General features: G+C 76.6%; 6 protein-coding genes. All 6 read left to right on the top strand.

Annotated elements, in window-relative coordinates:
• Positions 1-210 precede the first annotated feature (210 nt).
• The 6 genes from DDQ41_RS00465 to DDQ41_RS00490 are packed head-to-tail and all read left to right on the top strand — an operon-like array spanning position 211 to position 17,086.
• Entirely contained in the window at positions 211-8,130 is a 7,920-nt protein-coding gene (locus DDQ41_RS00465) for a type I polyketide synthase (RefSeq protein ID WP_109292645.1), read from the top strand.
• Between the two features lies 1 nt (position 8,131).
• The gene (locus DDQ41_RS00470) at positions 8,132-13,435 is read left to right on the top strand and encodes a type I polyketide synthase (protein WP_109292646.1); all 5,304 of its coding nucleotides are present in this window, start codon (positions 8,132-8,134) and stop codon (positions 13,433-13,435) included.
• Positions 13,432-13,755, top strand: coding sequence for an acyl carrier protein (locus DDQ41_RS00475; protein ID WP_109292647.1), 324 nt, complete (start codon positions 13,432-13,434; stop codon positions 13,753-13,755). The genes DDQ41_RS00470 and DDQ41_RS00475 overlap by 4 nt, the downstream gene beginning before the upstream one ends.
• Positions 13,756-13,758: 3 nt before the next feature.
• Positions 13,759-14,652 (top strand): alpha/beta fold hydrolase, encoded by an 894-nt coding sequence (locus tag DDQ41_RS00480; RefSeq protein WP_109292648.1) that lies wholly within the window; start codon positions 13,759-13,761, stop codon positions 14,650-14,652.
• A complete protein-coding gene (locus DDQ41_RS00485) occupies positions 14,649-16,007 on the top strand; it encodes a glycosyltransferase (RefSeq protein WP_262508311.1) in 1,359 nt (452 codons plus the stop codon). The genes DDQ41_RS00480 and DDQ41_RS00485 overlap by 4 nt, the downstream gene beginning before the upstream one ends.
• Positions 16,004-17,086, top strand: a complete 1,083-nt coding sequence (locus DDQ41_RS00490; RefSeq protein WP_394342112.1) for a class I SAM-dependent methyltransferase — start codon at positions 16,004-16,006, stop codon at positions 17,084-17,086. Before DDQ41_RS00485 ends, DDQ41_RS00490 begins: the two co-directional genes overlap by 4 nt.
• Positions 17,087-17,427 lie beyond the last annotated feature (341 nt).

The following is a 17,427-nucleotide window of genomic DNA, read 5'->3' on the forward strand; positions in this document are numbered from 1 at the left end:
CTTTTCCACCCTCTCTTCGCGACTGTCCCGGCAGGCCAGGGACCACCATTGACCGATGGTTGACCCTTGAGTAACTTGCCGCTATCTTTCGAACCGCCGCGCGAATGAACTGAATTGATTTCCGCGAGTATTGCGAGATCCCGCACGCCCCGCACCGCCGATCAGCCGACATTTAACCTCCGGGCAACACCAAAGCCTTTTCGGGGAATGATGAATTCGGTAGAGCGCAATGTGGACCTGGTCATCGGAATCACCCCCTTCGGTGAACCTGACGCCCGCCTCGCCACCGCGGTGAGCCGCGCCGGTGGGCTCGGAGTGCTCGACCTGGGGCAGGGCGACCGGAGGGCGAGAGATGCCCTGGCGGCGGTGCGCCGATGGGCACCCGGGCGCTACGGCGTGCGGATCGGCCCCCGCTGCCGGCCCGGCCCCGGGGAACTCCTCCCGGAACTCGGCTCCCCGGGCGGTCCGGACACGGTGGTGCTCGCGCCGGACTCCTCCTGGGGTCCGTCCGCGGTCCCGCCGGACATCCGGCTCCGCGTACTGGTGGAGGTGACCGGGCCGGAGTCGGCCCGCCGTGCCGTGGACTCCGGGGCCGACGGCCTGATCGCACGCGGCAGCGAGTGCGGGGGCCCCGTCGGCGAGCTGAGCACCTTCGTACTGCTCCAGCAGCTCCTCTCGGCGGACGGGCCGGGGGTTCCGGTGTGGGCCTGCGGCGGGATCGCACCGCGCACCGCGGCGGCCGCCGTGGTGGGCGGGGCCGCCGGGGTGGTGCTGGACACCCAGCTTGCCCTGCTGGCCGAGTCGCAGCTGCCCGGGGAGGCCGCGGCGCTCCTGCGGACGGCCGACGGCTCGCAGACCGTGGTGTCCGGCGGCCGCCGTACGCTGCGCCGGCGCGGCCCCGCCGGGCGGTCCGCGGGCACCGGCGACGCGTCCGACCAGCCCCCCGGCCTGCCCGCGGGGCAGGACGCCGGCCTCGCGGCCCTGTTCGCCGAGCGCTGGGGGGACGCCGGCCGCGCGGTCCGCGCGGTGGCCGGTGCCGTGCGGGACGCCGTGACCGACGGCGCGGGCGACGGCGCCGCGGTCCGGGCCCTGGGGCCGGACTCGCCGATGAGCCGGGCCCTCGGGACCCGGCTGCCGGTCGCCCAGGGCCCGATGACCCGGGTGAGCGACGGCGCCGATTTCGCCGCCGCCGTCGCCGGCGACGGGGCTCTGCCCTTCATCGCCCTCGCGCTCGCGGGTGCGGAGCGCTCGACGGCGATGCTGGAGCAGGCACGGCAGGTCCTGCACGGCAGGCCCTGGGGGGTCGGCATCCTGGGTTTCGCGCCCGAGGAGACGAGGGCCGCCCAGCTGGCCGCGGTCCGGGCGGCCGGTCCCACCCACGCGATCGTGGCGGGCGGCCGGCCGTCCCAGGCCCGGATGCTGGAGGAGGCCGGGATCAAGGCGTTCCTCCACGTGCCCTCGCCGGGCCTGCTGCGGCAGTTCCTCGACGCCGGTGCCCGCCGGTTCGTCTTCGAGGGCGCCGAGTGCGGCGGCCATGTCGGCCCCCGCAACAGCTTCCCCCTCTGGGAGGCCCAGCTGGCGGTGCTGGAGGACTTCCTCGACGGGCTCGCCCGGCAGGGGGACGAGCAGGCGCGGGCCACCGCCGGGCGGATCGAGGTCTTCCTCGCGGGCGGCATCCACGACGAGCGCTCCGCCGCGATGGCGGCCGCGCTCGCCGCCCCGCTGACCGCGCGCGGCTGCGCGGTGGGCACCCTGATGGGCACGGCGTACCTGTTCACCGAGGAGGCGGTCGCCCACGGCGCCGTCCGGCCGCTCTTCCAGCGCCGGGTGCTGGAGGCTGAACGCACCTCGCTCCTGGAGACGGCGCCCGGCCATGCCACCCGCTGTGTGCCGAGCCCGTTCAGCGAGTCGTTCGGCGCCCTGTCGGTCCGCATGCGCGAGGAGGGACTCGCCGAACGGGAGGTCTGGGAGCGGCTGGAGCGGCTGAACGTCGGCAGGCTGCGGATCGCGGCCAAGGGCGTGGAGCGCACCGCCGAAGGCGGCCTCGGGACGGTCGGCGAGGAACGCCAGCTCGCGGAGGGAATGTTCATGGCCGGCGAGGTGGCGGTGCTGAGGTCGGCCACCACCACCCTCGCGGGGCTGCACTCCGCCGTCACCGAGGGCGCGGCGCGCTTCCTCACCGACCGGGCATCCGCACTGGCGTCCGGCACCGGGCTCGGCGGGCGGGCGGAAGCCCGGACCCGACCGGAGCCGCCGCGCCCGTTGGACGTCGCGGTGGTCGGCATGGCCTGCATGTTCCCGGGTGCACCCGACCTGGCGTCGTTCTGGGCCAACGTCCTCGACGGGGTCGACTCGGTCGGGGAAGTGCCCCGCGACCGCTGGGATCCCGATGTGCACGGCGTCGAGGCGGGCGGTGCGGTCATCTCCCGCTGGGGCGGGTTCCTGCCTCCGATCCCCTTCGACGCACTGCGCTACGGCATCCCTCCCGCCTCTCTGGGCAGCATCGAGCCCGTGCAGCTGCTGGCCCTCGAGGCCGCGCGGCGGGCGCTGGACGACGCGGGGCTGGGTGACGGCGGCAGGACCTTCGACCGCACGCGGACGGGTGTGGTGTTCGGCGCCGAGCCGGGCAGCGACCTGTCCCACGCGACCACGCTGCGCGCGGTGCTCCCCTCGTACCTCGGCGAGGTGCCGAAGGGCCTGGAGGAGCAGTTGCCGCCGCTGACCGAGGACTCGTTCCCCGGGATGCTCGCCAATGTGATCTCCGGGCGGATAGCGAACCGGCTCGACCTGGGCGGGCCGAACTTCACCGTCGACGCGGCCTGCGCCTCCTCCCTCGCGGCGGTGGACGTCGCCTGCAAGGAACTGGTCGCGGGCACCAGCGACATCATGCTGTGCGGAGGCGCCGACCTGCACAACGGCATCAACGACTATCTGCTGTTCTCCTCGGTGCACGCCCTCTCCCCCACGGGCCGCTGCCGGGCCTTCGACGGCTCGGCCGACGGGATCACCCTCGGGGAGGGCGTGGCGTGCGTGGTGCTGAAGCGGCTGGCCGACGCGGAGCGGGACGGCGACCGCGTGTACGGGGTGGTCAAGGGCATCGGCAGCTCCAGTGACGGCCGGTCCCTGGGGCTGACGGCGCCGCGCCCCGAGGGGCAGCGCAGGGCCCTGGAGCGGGCGCACCGCAACGCGGGGACATCGCCCGCCGAGGTGGGGCTGGTGGAGGCCCACGGGACGGGCACCGTCGTCGGCGACAGAACCGAACTGGGCGTCCTCACCGAGGTGTTCGAGGAGGCGGGCGCCGCCCCGGGCGGCTGTGTCCTGGGGTCGGTCAAGTCCCAGATCGGGCACACCAAGTGCGCTGCGGGCCTGGCCGGGCTGATCAAGACGGTGATGGCCCTGCACACCGGCGTACGGCCGCCCACCCTGCACCTGGAGCGGCCCAACGCCGCCTGGGAGGAGGACCGCGGCCCGTTCGTCTTCCACCGCGAGGCGCTGCCGTGGGCCGCGCCACCCGAGCGGCGGATGGCGGGCCTGAGCGCGTTCGGCTTCGGAGGCACCAACTTCCATGTGGTGCTCGGCGCTCACGGCGGCGGGGCGCCGCCCCCGCACGGGCGTGCCGCGTGGCCCGCGGAGCTGTTCCTGTTCCGCGGGGCGGACGCGGCGGCCGCCCGCCGGGCCGCGGAGTGGCTGCTGCAGACGGCTTCGCCGGCCGGGGACGGGACCGGCGGGTGGCGGCTGCGGGATCTGGCGCTCGCCGCGTCGCGGCGCGCCGAGACGGACCGGGGCCCGGTGCGGATCGCCGTCGTGGCGGAGGATCCCGAGGGGCTGCGCCTGCGGTTGCGGCGCGCCCTGGACGGTGAACACGATCCGGCTGCCGGTGTCCACCTCGCCGATGACGAGGCGCCGGCCGCGGGCGCCCCCGGCACGGCGGACGCAGTGGGCGCAGTGGGCGCAGTGGGCGCAGTGGGCGCAGTGGGCGCAGTGGGCGCAGTGGGCGCAGTGGGCGCAGTGCGTACGGTTGGCGCGGCGAAAACGGCCGGCACAGCGGAAACGGCGGGAACGGCCGGCGCGGCGGACGATGGGCCCCGGAGCGGGCGCGGCGTGGGCAGGGTCGCCTTCCTCTTCCCCGGGCAGGGCAGCCAGCGTACGGGCATGTTCGCCGGCCTCTTCGGTGCCTTCCCCGAGTTGCAGCACCTGCTGGCGCTCGACGGCGGCACGTCGTCCGCGCTGTATCCCCCGGCCGCCTTCACGGAGGCGGCGAGCGGGCGCCGCACCGCCGCCCTCACCGACACCCGGGCAGCGCAGCCGGCGCTCGGCATGGCGGGCCTCGCCGCTTACACGCTGCTGAACCGGGCCGGGGTCGTCCCCGACATGGCGGCGGGCCACAGCTACGGGGAACTGGTCGCCCTGAGCGCCGCCGGGGTGGTGGATCCCGAGACCCTGCTGACGCTCAGCTCGGAACGGGCCGCCGCGATCCTCGCGGCGGCCGGGGACGACCCGGGGGCCATGGCGGCGGTGGCCGCCTCCCCGGCTGACGTCGAGCGGATCCTGGGCACCACCGGCAGCCGCGGCGAGGGCCGCGGCGGACACGGCGGCGACGGCGCGCCCGGCGGACTCCCGGACGGCGGACTCCCGGACGGCGGACTCCCGGACGGCGGACTCCCGGACGGCGGACTCCCGGACGGCGGGCTCCTGGGCGGCGGGCTCGTCGTGGCCAACCGCAACACACCGCGGCAGACGGTGGTCTCCGGTCCCACCGCCGCGGTCGACACCGCGCTGCGGCTGCTGCGCGACGCCGGACTCGGGGCGAAGCGCCTGCCGGTGGCGTGCGCTTTCCACAGCCCGCTGGTCGCGGCGGCGGGTGAGCGGTTCGCCCGGACGCTGAGTGAACACCCGCTGCGGGCACCGGAGTTCCCGGTGTGGTCGAACCGTACCGCGGCGCCCTACCCGGCCTCCCCCGGCGGGATCCGCGCGGAACTGGCCGCGCAGATCGGTGCGCCCGTGCGGTTCGCCGAGCAGGTCGAGGCGATGTACGCGGCAGGAGCCCGGGTCTTCGTCGAGTGCGGCCCGGGAAGAGCGCTGACCGGGCTGGTGGCCGACATCCTCGGGGACCGGCCGCATCTGACCGTCGCCTGCGCTCCCCGGCCGGGGAGCGGACTGCCGGACCTCCTCGACGCGCTGGCCCGGCTCGCGGTGGCCGGGCTGCCGGTCGCCACCGGATGGATGTTCCGCGGACGCGACGCGGTGGACCCGAGCCGGGCCGGGCGCGAGCGGCCCGCCGGATGGACGGTCGACGGACACCTCGTCCGTGCCGCGTCCGGTGAACTCCTGCCCGGTGCGCTGGCACCGGCCCGACGTGTCGCGGAGGCGACTGTGACGAGTCAACACGGGGGCTGGGCGGGCGAGGACGCCGCGACCGGCCGGGACGCGCTGGTCTCGGAGTTCCTGCGGACGAGCAGGGAGATGGTGGCGGCGCAACGCGACGTCCTGCTGACGTACTTCGGCGGCCGGGCGTCCGGCGACCCGCTTCCCGCCCCGGCGGCCGACCCCTCCGCGTCCGCCACGCCCGCGCGCAGCCCGTATACACGGGACAGCGGCACCACCACCGGGAGGATTCCGGGGCCGCAGCCGGGGACGCCGGGTACTGCGGAGACGGCGGGAACGGCGGAGACGGCGGGAACGGCCGCCTCCGGCGGCGACGCGGAGGCGGCCGTGCCGCGGTCCGGCGCCGACGTGCTGCACATGATCGTGGACATCATCAGTGAGCGCACGGGCTATCCGGCCGACATGGTCGAGCCCGGTCTCGACCTGGAAGCGGATCTGAGCATCGACTCGATCAAGCGGACCGAGATCGTCGGAGAGCTGGCCGGACGGCTGGCCGCGGCCGGGGCGATGCCGGCGGACAGCGGTCCGCTGGACGACACCGCGATGGAGGAGCTGTCCCGGGCGAGGACCGCCGAGACCCTCGCTGCGAGGATCCGCGCCCTGCTGCCGGATGCCGGGGAGGAGGCGTGCGACGGGCCCGCGGCCCCCGTGGCCCTGCGGTCACCGCTGCCTGCCGCAGTGCCTGCCGCCACCGGGGACGTGGACGCCGACGGGCCGGTTCCGGCGGCCGTCCCGTTCCCGTTCCCGGCCCCGGCGGGGCCGGGAGAGCGACCGCATCCCTCGGACCTCTCCCGTGCCGCGGACGCCGCGGACGCCATAAACCCCGCAGACGCCATAAACCCCGCAGACGCCATCAGCCCCGGGAACCCCGGGGACGCCTGGAACGCCGAACAGACCGGGGTGTTCAAGGACGCCCGGAGCACCGGGAACGCAGGAAGCATCGGGAACGCCGGGAACGCCGGGGACACCCCGGACGCAGGGGACTTCAGGGGCCTCTCGGACCCCGCGGGCACCGCCGGCCCCTCGAAGACCGCAGGCACCCCGGGCACCGCCGACCCGTCGGAGACCGCAAGCCCCGCGGGCACCGCCGACCCGTCGGAGACCGCAAGCCCCGCAGGCACCGCCGACCCGTCGGAGACCGCGGGCAGCGGGAACACCGCGGACTCCGTCGGCACCGGGGCGACCGGAGCGGCGCAGGCCCCCCCGGCCGCGGCGGTCCCCCCGGTCGCGGCGCCGAGACGCCTCCGGGCGCGGAAGGTGCCCCTGGCCGGCGGTCCGGGGGCGACGGCGCCCGCGGCCCTGCGGGGAAGGCGGTTCGCACTGCTCGGCGACGGGGACGGCGCGCTCGCCGGGACCGCGGGTGCGCTCGCGGCGGAGCTGGAGCGGCACGGGGCCCTGCCCGTCGTCCTCGGCACCGGGCGGGAGCCGCTGCCGCCGGAGGGCCTCGACCCGTTCGACGGCATCGTCCTCCTCGACCCGCTGGCGGTGTCCGGACCGCCGGTCCTGCCGGCCGCCTTCCAGTCCGTGAAGGCCGCGCTGGCCTGCCGTCCCGCACGGCTGGTGGCCGTACGGCTGGCCGAGGAGGGCCGGGCGGCCGGGCGTTCGGCGGGGCTGCGCGGGCTCTTCCGCACCATCGCCCGGGAGTACCCGGACACCGAGGCGACGGTGCTCGACCTCGACCCGGGCGGCGGGGCCGGTCGGCTGCGCACGCCGGACGGCGCCGCCGCCGCGGTCGTCGAGGAGCTGGGTGCCGCCGGCGGCACGCCGGTCGTCGTGCGTGACGCCGACGGCCGTCACGGGTGGGAGCTGGCCGAGGCACCCTTGGGGCTGACGGCGCTGACCGGCGCGGGACCGGCCGGGGAGGGGGCGGCCGAAGCGGCGGCGCTGGGCCTCGACGAGGACTCCGTCGTCCTGTTCACCGGCGGGGCCCGGGGCATCACGGCGGCCTGCGCCGTCGCGCTGGCACGCGCCTCCCGTTGCCGCGTCGAACTGCTCGGCAGGACTCCCGCTCCCACCGGACCGGAGGACCCGCTGACGGCGGCGGCCCGCGACCGGTCGGCCCTGCGCAGCGTGCTCGCCGCACAGGGCGGCTACGGCTCCCCCGCCGACGTCGACCGGGCGGCCGGACTGCTCCTCGCACAGCGGGAGATATCCGCGACCCTGACCGCGCTCGAGGCCGCCGGGAGCCGGGTCCGCTACCGCGGTGCCGACTGCCGCGACTCCGCGGCCGTACTCCAGGCGGTGAAGGAGATCCACGCCGACCACGGGCGCCTCGACGGGGTCGTCCACGCGGCGGGGGTCATCGAGGACCGGCTCATCGCCGACAAGTCCGCCGAGTCCTTCGAGCGGGTCTACCGCACCAAGGCCGACGGGGCCGCCGCGCTGCTCTCGGCCCTCGACGAACTCCCCGACGGCGGGCCCTCGTTCGTGGTGCTGTTCGGCAGCATCTCCGCGGTGCTCGGCAACCGGGGCCAGGCGGACTACGCGGCGGCCAACGACGCCCTGGAGACCCTCGGCGACCAGTGGGGAGCCCGTACCGGACGGCGGGCGCTGACGGTCCACTGGGGCCCATGGGCCCCCGGCGGCCTCCACACCGGGATGGTCCAGCCGGAACTCGCCCGGGCCTACGCCGAGCGCGGGATCACCCTCATCGACCCCGAGGAGGGGCCACTCGCACTGCTACGGGAACTCGCCTGGGGCGGCCCGGAGACCGGGGCGGTCGTCCACACCGCCTCGGAGTGGTGACATGGCCGAGGGAGGGGCGCGTGCCGGTGCGGACCGGGCCGCGGGCGGCGGGCGCGCCGAGCCGGCCCGCGGCGGCGGCCGCGGTGTCCCCGTCGCCATCACGGGAATGGCCGTTCTGCTGCCGGGAGCCGGCGATCTGACGGCGTACTGGCGCAACCTGGCCGCCGGGGCCGACGCCATCGGCGAGGTGCCCGAGGGCCGCTGGGACGCCGCGTACTACCGTCCCGGAGAGGCGGCCGGGCCTGCCGCGGCGGACCGGGTGTACTGCCGGCGCGGCGGCTTCGTGGACGGGCTGGCGGACGTGGACGTGGCCCGCTTCGGCATCATGCCCAGCTCGGTGTCCGGTACCGAACCCGACCAGCTGATAGCGCTCCAGGTGGCCGCCTCCGCCATCGCCGACGCGGGTGGCGGGGACCGGTTGCCGGCCCGTGAGCGGGTCGGCGTCGTACTGGGCCGGGGCGGCTATCTGACGCCGGGGCTGGTCCGCCTCGACCAGCGGGTGCGCACCGCGGCCCAACTGGTGCGCACGCTCGGGGAACTGCTCCCGGACCTCGCACCCGAGCAGCTCGCCCGGGTGCGGGAGGCGTTCACCGAGCGCCTGGGTCCCGACCGGCCGGAGAACGCCATCGGCCTGGTCCCCAATCTGGCGGCCTCCCGGCTGGCCAACCGGCTCGACCTGCGCGGGCCCGCCTACACGGTGGACGCCGCCTGCGCCTCCTCGCTCGTCGCCGTGGACCAGGCGGTGGGCGAGCTGGCGTCCGGACGGTGCGACGTGGTCCTCGCGGGCGGTGTGCACCACTGCCACGACATCACGCTGTGGAGCGTCTTCTCGCAACTGCGCGCGCTGTCGCCGAGTCAGCGCATCCGCCCCTTCCACCGGGACGCGGACGGCATCCTCATCGGCGAGGGCACGGGCGTGGTCGTGCTGAAGCGGCTGGCGGACGCCGAGCGGGACGGGGACCGGATCTACGCGGTCGTCACGGGCACCGCGGTCGGCAGCGACGGGCGTACGGCCGGTCTGGCCAGCCCCGATCCGCGCGGCCAGGTCCGCGCCGTGCGGCAGGCGTGGGAGGCGGCCGGGCTGGACCCCGCCGCGCCGGGGTCGGTCGGCCTGCTGGAGGCGCACGGCACGGCCACCCCCGCCGGCGACACGGCCGAACTGCACACGCTGAGGGAGGTGTTCGGGCCGCCGGACGGGCGGGACGGCCGCAGCGGCGAGGGCGGCGAAGGCGGCCGGACGGCCGTGATCGGCTCGGTGAAGTCGATGATCGGCCACGCGATGCCGGCCGCGGGGGTCGCCGGCCTGGTCAAGGCGGCTCTCGCCGTGCACCACGCGACACTGCTGCCGACCCTGCACTGCGACGATCCGCATCCCGCGCTCGCCGGCACCCGGTTCCGTCCGCTCGCCGAGGCTGCGCCCTGGGAGCCGGGCCCCGGGGGCACTCCGCGCCGGGCGGCGGTGAACGCCTTCGGGTTCGGCGGGATCAACGCCCATGTCGTCCTCGAACAGGCACCGGAGGTACGGCCGTTCACGGCCGCGCCGGGAGGGCGGGCCGCGTTCCCGGCGGCCGCCGGCGGGGTGCCGGGCGGTCCGGGCCGGGCACCGGCGGTCACCGCCGTGGCGGAGCCGGAGCGCGTGCTGCTGCTGGACGCCGGTACACCGGAAGGCCTCGCCGCGCGGCTGGACGCAGACGACTCCACCGTGCTGGCGTCGGTGCCCGGCCCCGCGGAACGACCCGCAGAACGACCCGCAGAACGGCCAGCAGAACGACCCGCCGGGCGGCCCGTCGGGCGGACGCGACTGGGGATCGTCGACCCGACGCCGAAGCGGCTGGCACTCGCCCGCCGGGTGGCCGCCAAGGGCCGGGCGTGGCACGGCCGCGGTGATGTGTGGTTCTCCCCGTACCCGCTGCTCGGCGGCGAGCGGCCGGGCCGGATCGCCTTCGTCTTCCCCGGACTGGAGGCCGAGTTCGAGCCCCGCGTCGACGATGTCGCCGAGCGCTTCGGGCCCACCGGATCGGGTCCGCGGAGCGGCGCGGCGGCAGCCCGGGTCGGCGACGTCGGCCGGCACGGGCTGGGCGTGGTCGCGGTGGGCAGGCTGCTGGACACGGCGCTGCGCCGGATGGGCGTGGTGCCGGAGGCGGTGGCCGGGCACAGCATCGGCGAGTGGACGGCGATGGCGGCCGCGGGCCTGTACGCCGAGGGCGCCGTCGACGACTTCATGGCCTCGCTCGACCCGGACTCGGTGAAGGTGCCGGACCTCGCCTTCGCCGCGGTGGGCGCCTCGGCCGACCGGGTCCTGGCGGGTCTGGCGGCCCTCGGGCTGCCGGTGACCCTGTCCCACGACAACGCGCCGAGCCAGTCGATGGTCTGCGGACCGCCGGACGCGGTCGGGGAGTTCGTGCGCGCCTTCCGCGCGCAGGGCGTGCTGTGCCGCGTGCTGCCGTTCCGCTCGGGATTCCACACGCCCATGCTGAGGCCCTCGCTGGGGCCGTTCCGCGCCGCGGCCGGGCGCTTCGCACTGCACCCGCCGACCGTGCCGGTCTGGTCGGGTACGACGGCGTCCCCCTTCCCCGGTGACGAGGCCGCGATCCGCGAGCTGTTCGTCCGCCATCTGCTGGAGCCGGTGCGCTTCCGCCAGTTGACGGAGGCGCTGTACGCGGCGGGGTTCCGCGTCTTCGTCCAGGTCGGTACGGGGGCTCTGGCGTCGCTCGTCGGGGACACGCTGGCGGGCCGGGACCATCTCGCCGTCGCCGCCAACTCGCCGCACCGCCCGGGCCTGGCCCAGCTGAGACGTGTCGCGGTGGCCCTTTGGACGGCGGGCGCGCCGGTCGACCCCGGCGTGGTCGACCGGCGCGGCACCGGATCGGCCGGGGCGCCGGAGCGCCGGGCCCGCGGCACCCTCCCCGATGCCGGGTTCACGCCCGCCGGGCCCGCCTCCGCGCCGGCCGGTGGCGCTGGCGCGGCGGGTGCCGCCGCGCCGCGGCTTACGGTACGTCTGGACCTGGGCGGCGGGCTGGTCTCGCTGGATCCGGTGGTGCTCGCCGGGCTGCGGTTGTCGATGCGGGCCGGGCGCGGGGAGGCGGCCGGGGCCGGACCGGCCGTGACCGGTCCCGCCGCTCCGGCGCCGGCCGGCACGGCCGCGCTGGGACCGGTCACGGCCGGCGCAGACACGGCGGGACACTCCGGCGCCGCGGCCGCAGCGCTGTCCGCTGTCGGCGGCGGACAGCGGGCGGAGGGCACCGGAGGCGGGGACGGCACCGGAGGCGGGGCCAGGGCCGGGACCGTGACCGGAAGCGAGGCCGTGACCGGAAGCGAGGCCGTGACCGGGACCAGAGCCGGCAGCAGAACCGGGACCGTGACCGGGAACGGAACCGGACCCGAAACCGAACCCGGAACCGGGAACGGAACCGGGGCCTGGCGCCCGGCGGACCGCTTCCCCGCGCTGGCGGAACTGGACGCGCTGATGCGGGAGACGGCGGCCACCGCCGCCGAGCTCATCGAGGCGGCCGGCCGCCGTCCCGCGCCGGTTCCCCGGCCCGGCGGCCCGGCGCACGCCCGCGCCGCCGTTCCCTCCCCCCGGTCTCCCGGGGCCCGCCCGGTCCGCCCGTCCCCGGGCCCCGGTCCGGCCGCGCCCGCGGACGCGCTCCCGGGCGGGGCGGCCCCAGAGGTGCCCGGAAACCCGTCGGAGTACCCGGTCCGGGTGGGCACCGCGGCGATGCCGTACCTGCTCGACCACTGCTTCTTCCGGCAGCGGGCGGACTGGCCGGAGGTGGCCGACCGATGGCCCGTCGTCCCGGCCACGACGATCGTCCACCATCTGATGGAGGCGGCGGAGCGCGGTGCGCCGGGCAGGCGCGCGGTCGCCGTGCACGAGGCCCGGTTCGACCGGTGGCTGTCCGCCGCCGAGCCCGCGGACGTGGCGGTCCGCACCGCCCCCGCGGGCCCGGGGCGGTTGGCCGTGTCCTTCGGGCCGCACGCCCGCGGTGTCGTGGAGGTCGCCGCGCGGTACCCCGCGCCCCCGCGTCCCTGGGACCCGGCGGGACTCGGCGGCGAACGCGCGCCGGACCACTCGGCCGCCCAGCTGTACGCCGAACGCTGGATGTTCCACGGCCCCGCCTACCAGGGGGTCACCACGCTGCGGGGCATCGGCCGGCGGCACGTCCGTGCGCTGCTGACGACGCCATCGGCGCCGGGCGCGCTGCTGGACAACGTCGGGCAGGTACTCGGCTACTGGATCATGGCGACCGGCACCGAGCGGACGGTGGTGTTCCCGGTGCGGATGAGGCAGATGCGGTTCTTCGGTCCCGCGCCGCGGCCCGGCAGCGCGGTGGAGTGCCTGGTCCGCGTCACCTCGCTCACGGCGGACCTCCTGGAGGCGGATGCGCAGCTGACCTCGGGCGGCCGTGTCTGGGCGGAGCTGACCGGCTGGCAGGACCGCCGGTTCGACAACGACCCGCACACGCGTCCGGTCGAGCGCTTCCCGGAGCGCCACACGCTGTCGGAGGCCCGTCCCGGCGGCTGGGTACTGGTGCACGAGCGCTGGCCGGACCTGGCGTCCCGCGACCTGATCATGCGCAACATGCTCGGGAGCGCCGAACGCGCCGCGTACGAACGGCATTCGCCGCGCGGCCGCCGGCAGTGGCTGCTCGGCCGGATCGCCGCCAAGGACGCCGTACGGCAGTGGCTGTGGCAGCGGGGCGAGGGCCCGGTCTTCCCCGCCGAGCTGAGCGTGGACAACGACGGGCGGGGACGCCCCCGGGTGACCGGGACGCACGGGCGGACCCTGCCGCCGCTGGCCGTCTCCCTCGCGCACCGGGCCGAGGCGGCCGCGGCGATCGTGCGCCCGTACCGGCAGCTCCCGGGCGGGGGCGCGGTCACCGGTCCGGGCATCGACATCGAGGAGGTCGCCGAGCCGTCCGGCGCCACGCTGGCCGCGGCCCTGACGCCCGGTGAGCGCGAGCTGCTGACGGTCTGCCGCACCCGGACCGGCCACGGTGGCGACGAGCGGTTGGGCGCTTCGGCCGCGCTGTGGTTCACCCGCTTCTGGGCGGCGAAGGAGGCGGCGGCGAAGGCGGAGGGGACCGGATTCGACGGCCGTCCCAGGGACTTCGCCGTCGTGGCGGCGTCCGGGGACCGGCTGGCGGTCGAGGTGCGGGGCGCACAGGGCGCACCGGTCCGGGCGTACCGGGTCAGGTGCGAAGAGGTGGCCAACCCTCCGGGGCTTCCCCCGCGCTCGTACGTCGTGGCGTGGACCGAGGGACCGGAACGGCAGCGGAACGGACACGAGGAGGAGGACAGGTGACCACGACTCATCCGGCGGGTCCGCAGGGGGCGGACGAGGACGCGATACTCGCCGACATCACGGTGATGATCGCGGAGGTTCTCGAGGACGACGGCCTCGACGGCACCGAGGTCGGGAAGCACACCCGGTTCGGCAGGGACCTGGAGTTCGAGAGCATCGACCTGGTCACCCTCGCCGGTCATCTGGAGGCCCGGTACGGGCGGGACGTCAACTTCGCCGAGTTCGTGTCCTCGATGGAACTCGACGACATCATCGAGCTGACCGTCGGCCGGCTGGTCGAATACGTGTCGAGCTGCCTGAAGAGCGCGGGAGCGGCCTGACCGATGGCGATCATCGAGACCGCCGGTGTCCGCCTGCACGTCCAGCGGCTCGGCCAGGCCGACGGCCGCGGGGGCGGCCGCGGGGGCGGGGGCGGGGGCGGGGAGACCGTCGTCCTGCTGCACGGGCTGCTCACCGACAGCCTGGCCAGCTACTACTTCACCGTGGCTCCCGCGTTCGCCGCGGCCGGGCTGGACGTCGTCATGTACGACCAGAGGGGACACGGCCGCAGCGGAAGGCCGGCCAGCGGCTACGGCCTCGGCAGGTTCACCGACGATCTCGGCGCACTGCTGGACCTGCTGGAGGTCCCCGGCCGGGTGCATCTCGTCGGCAACTCGTTCGGCGGCACGGTGTCCTTCGGCTACGCCCTGCGCCACCCGGACCGGGTCGCCAGTGTCTCGGTCGTCGAGTCCGAGCCCGCGACGGCCTCCTGGGCCCGCAAGATCGCCGGGCTGCTGGACCGGGTGCGGCACGAGATGACCGTCAACGAGAGCGAGGCGCTCGACTGGATCACCGCGCACCGGGGCCGCCGCACGGCCCGGCTCGCGAGGTCCGCGGGCAGGCTGGTACGGGACACCGCGATCGCCGAGGAACTCACCGTCTGCGACCCGGTCACCGAGGACGCGCTGCGCCTGCTGGACCGCCCGGTGCTCGCCGTGTACGGAGCCGACTCCGATCTGTGCGAACAGGCCCCGTGGCTGGGGTCCCTGCTGCCGCGCAGCAGGACGGTGCTGGTGCCGGGCCATGAGCACTCGGTGCTGGTGGAGGCCCCGGGCCGGGTACGCGACGAGGTCCTCGCGTGGATCGCGGAACACCCCGCGACCGGCGGCCCCGGCAGGCGGCGGCCCGGGGAGGGGCGCCTCGCGGTGGCCGTGCCGGCGGAGGTGAACGCCCCGTGAGCCGCTACCTGTTCGTCGTGCCTCCGCTCGTGGGGCACGTCAATCCCCTGGTGGGGGTCGCCGCGGAGCTGGCAGCCCGCGGCCATCCGGTGGCCTGGGCGGGGGTGCCCGAGCTGGTGCGCCGCCTCGCCGGGCCGGACGCGCGCGTCTTCCCCTCGCCGGCGTCCTGGGCGGAGGCGGACCGCCCCGTCAGGCCGGCGGACATCCGGGGCCCGGAGGCCCTGCGGTTCCTGTGGGAACGGTTCCTGGTGCCGCTCGCGGACGCGATGGCCGACGGCGTAAGGGAGGCGGTGCTGGCGTTCCGGCCCGATGTGGTCGTGGCGGACCAGCAGGCTCCGGCGGGGGCGCTGGTGGCGGAGCGGCTCGGAGTGCCGTGGGCGACGTCGGCGACGACGCCCGCCGAGTTCACGGACGCGCTGGCGGGCATGCCCAAGGCCGCCGCGTGGATCGACGGGCTGCTGAGGGAGCTGCGGTCGCGCATCGGGGACCCGGAGGGCGCGGCGGATCCGCGGTTCTCCCCGCGCCTGGTGCTGGCGTTCACCGTGCAGGAGCTGGCCGGGCCGCCCGCCCGGGGCGGTGACGCGATCCGCTGGGTGGGCCCTTCGCTGGGCGCCCGTCCCCCGCTCGCGGACTTCCCCTGGGAATGGCTGGACGCCGGGCGCGCGACGGTCCTGGTCACCCTCGGCACCGCGAACACCGGTGCCGGAGGGCGCTTCCTGACGGCGTGCGCCGAGGCCCTGCGGGCCCGTGCGGACCGGTTGCAGGCCGTCGTCGTCGACCCGGAGGGAGCCCTCCGGGGCCGTCCCGGCACCGCCGGGGCCTGCGGCAGCTCCCCGGAGGCGGCGGGGGCTCGTGGTGTCCGGCCGGACGGGGATCTGCTCGCCCTCCCCGCCGTGCCGCAGCTCGCGTTGCTGGAGCACGTCGACGCCGTGGTCTGCCATGCCGGTCACAACACGGTGGTCGAGGCCCTGGGGCACGGAGTCCCCCTTGTCGTGGCGCCGATCCGCGACGACCAGCCGGTCGTCGCCGCGCAGGTGTGCGCCGCGGGTGCCGGGGTCCGCGTCCGGTTCGGGCGGGCCACCGCGGCCCGTATCGGGTCCGCCGTGGACGCCGTGCTGTACGACCCCGGCCACCGGGCCGCCGCCCGCGCCGTGGGATCGGCCCTGCACGCGGCGGGCGGAGCCGCGGCCGCGGCCGACCATCTCGAACGAATGCCCGAGAAGCCCCGCACCCCGGAGAAGCACCGCACCCCTGAGGCCCCTGAGCGCCGTGAGCACCGCGAGCCCCCTGAGAACGGTGAGCACCGCGAGGACCGTGAGCACCGCGAGGACCCCAAGGGCCGGGAGGCCGGATGACGTCCCCAGAGCAGCACTCCCGAGGACACCGGGCCAGGCGGGAGACCGTGGCGGCACTGCGTGCGGAGTACGGGGCCGCGCTTTCCGGCGGGCATCGGGCGTTCTTCGAGCCGCTGCGCCACGGCTGCCCGTGGTGCGGCTCGGTCCGGATCGGCGGACACCTGCTGACCCGGGACCTGATCCAGCACAAGCCCGGAAGCTTCCGGGTCGACCGCTGCCGCTCCTGCGGCCATCTCTTCCAGAACCCGCGGCTCAACGCCCGGGGGCTCGACTTCTACTACCGCGACTTCTACGACCGGCTCGGCGAACAGCAGCTGGACGCGATGTTCGGCGGGCGCACCAGGTCCTACCGGCGGCGCGCGGAGGCCGTGCGGCCCCATCTCGACGGGGTGAAGCGGTGGCTCGACGTGGGGACCGGGCACGGGCACTTCTGCGAGACGGCCCGGACGCTCCTGCCCGAGGTGGCGTTCGACGGGCTCGACCGGTCCGAGGGGGTCGAGGTCGCCGAGCGCAGGGGCCGGGTGGTGCGGGGCCTGCGGGGCGGCCTGACGGAGCTGGCACCGGAGTTCGCCGGGGAGTACGACGCGGTGAGCCTGTTCCACTACCTGGAGCACTGCACGGAGCCCCTGCGGGAGCTGGAGGCGGCCCGCACGTCACTGCGCCCGGGCGGGCTTCTGGTCGTGGAGGTGCCGGACCCGGAGAGCCGGTACGCGCACCTGCTCGGCCGCTGGTGGCTGCCCTGGCTCCAGCCCCAGCACCTGCATCTCATGCCGGTGGGCAATCTGCGCGGCGCGCTGTCGGAACTGGGGTTCACGGTGCTGGCGGAACAGCACCGGACGGCGCACGAGCCGGTGGACCTGGTGGCCGCCGTGTGGCTGGCGCTGGAAGGGGCCGTGCCGCGGGACGACCTGCCGTGGCTTGTGCCCACCGGTCCGGCACGGCGTGCGCTGCGGGGCGCCGCGCTGCTGGCGGGCGTTCCGGCGCTGGCGGCCGCGGCCCTGCTGGATCACGCGGTCGCGCCCCTCGCCGGCCGCCTCGGACTGTACAACGCGTACCGCCTGGTGGCGCGGAGGGGCTGACACCGCGGCCGCCGGCGGCCCGGGGACCGGTACCGCGGGCAGCGCGGGCAGCGCGGGCAGCGCGGGCAGCGCGGGCAGCGCGGGCACCGACACCCCGAGCCGGTACGGCGCCCGCCGGTCCGGGCCCGGCGCCTCCAGGCCGAGCGGGTGCCCGGGGCGGGCCGGGCCGCGCGCCACCGAGTTGGCCGCGGGCCCGGAAGGGCCACCGGAGCCGACCACGGCGGGTCACCTCGGCGCGGGCCCGGGCGGGTCGACCGCAGCGGGCACGAGCGGTCGGTGCCCTGGCGCCCACCGGCCGGGGCGTTCCGCTCCGGCCCCGCGGAGCCGCCCCGGCCACGGAC

The sequence above is a fragment of the Streptomyces spongiicola genome, from assembly GCF_003122365.1.
Taxonomy (GTDB): Bacteria; Actinomycetota; Actinomycetes; order Streptomycetales; family Streptomycetaceae; genus Streptomyces; species Streptomyces spongiicola.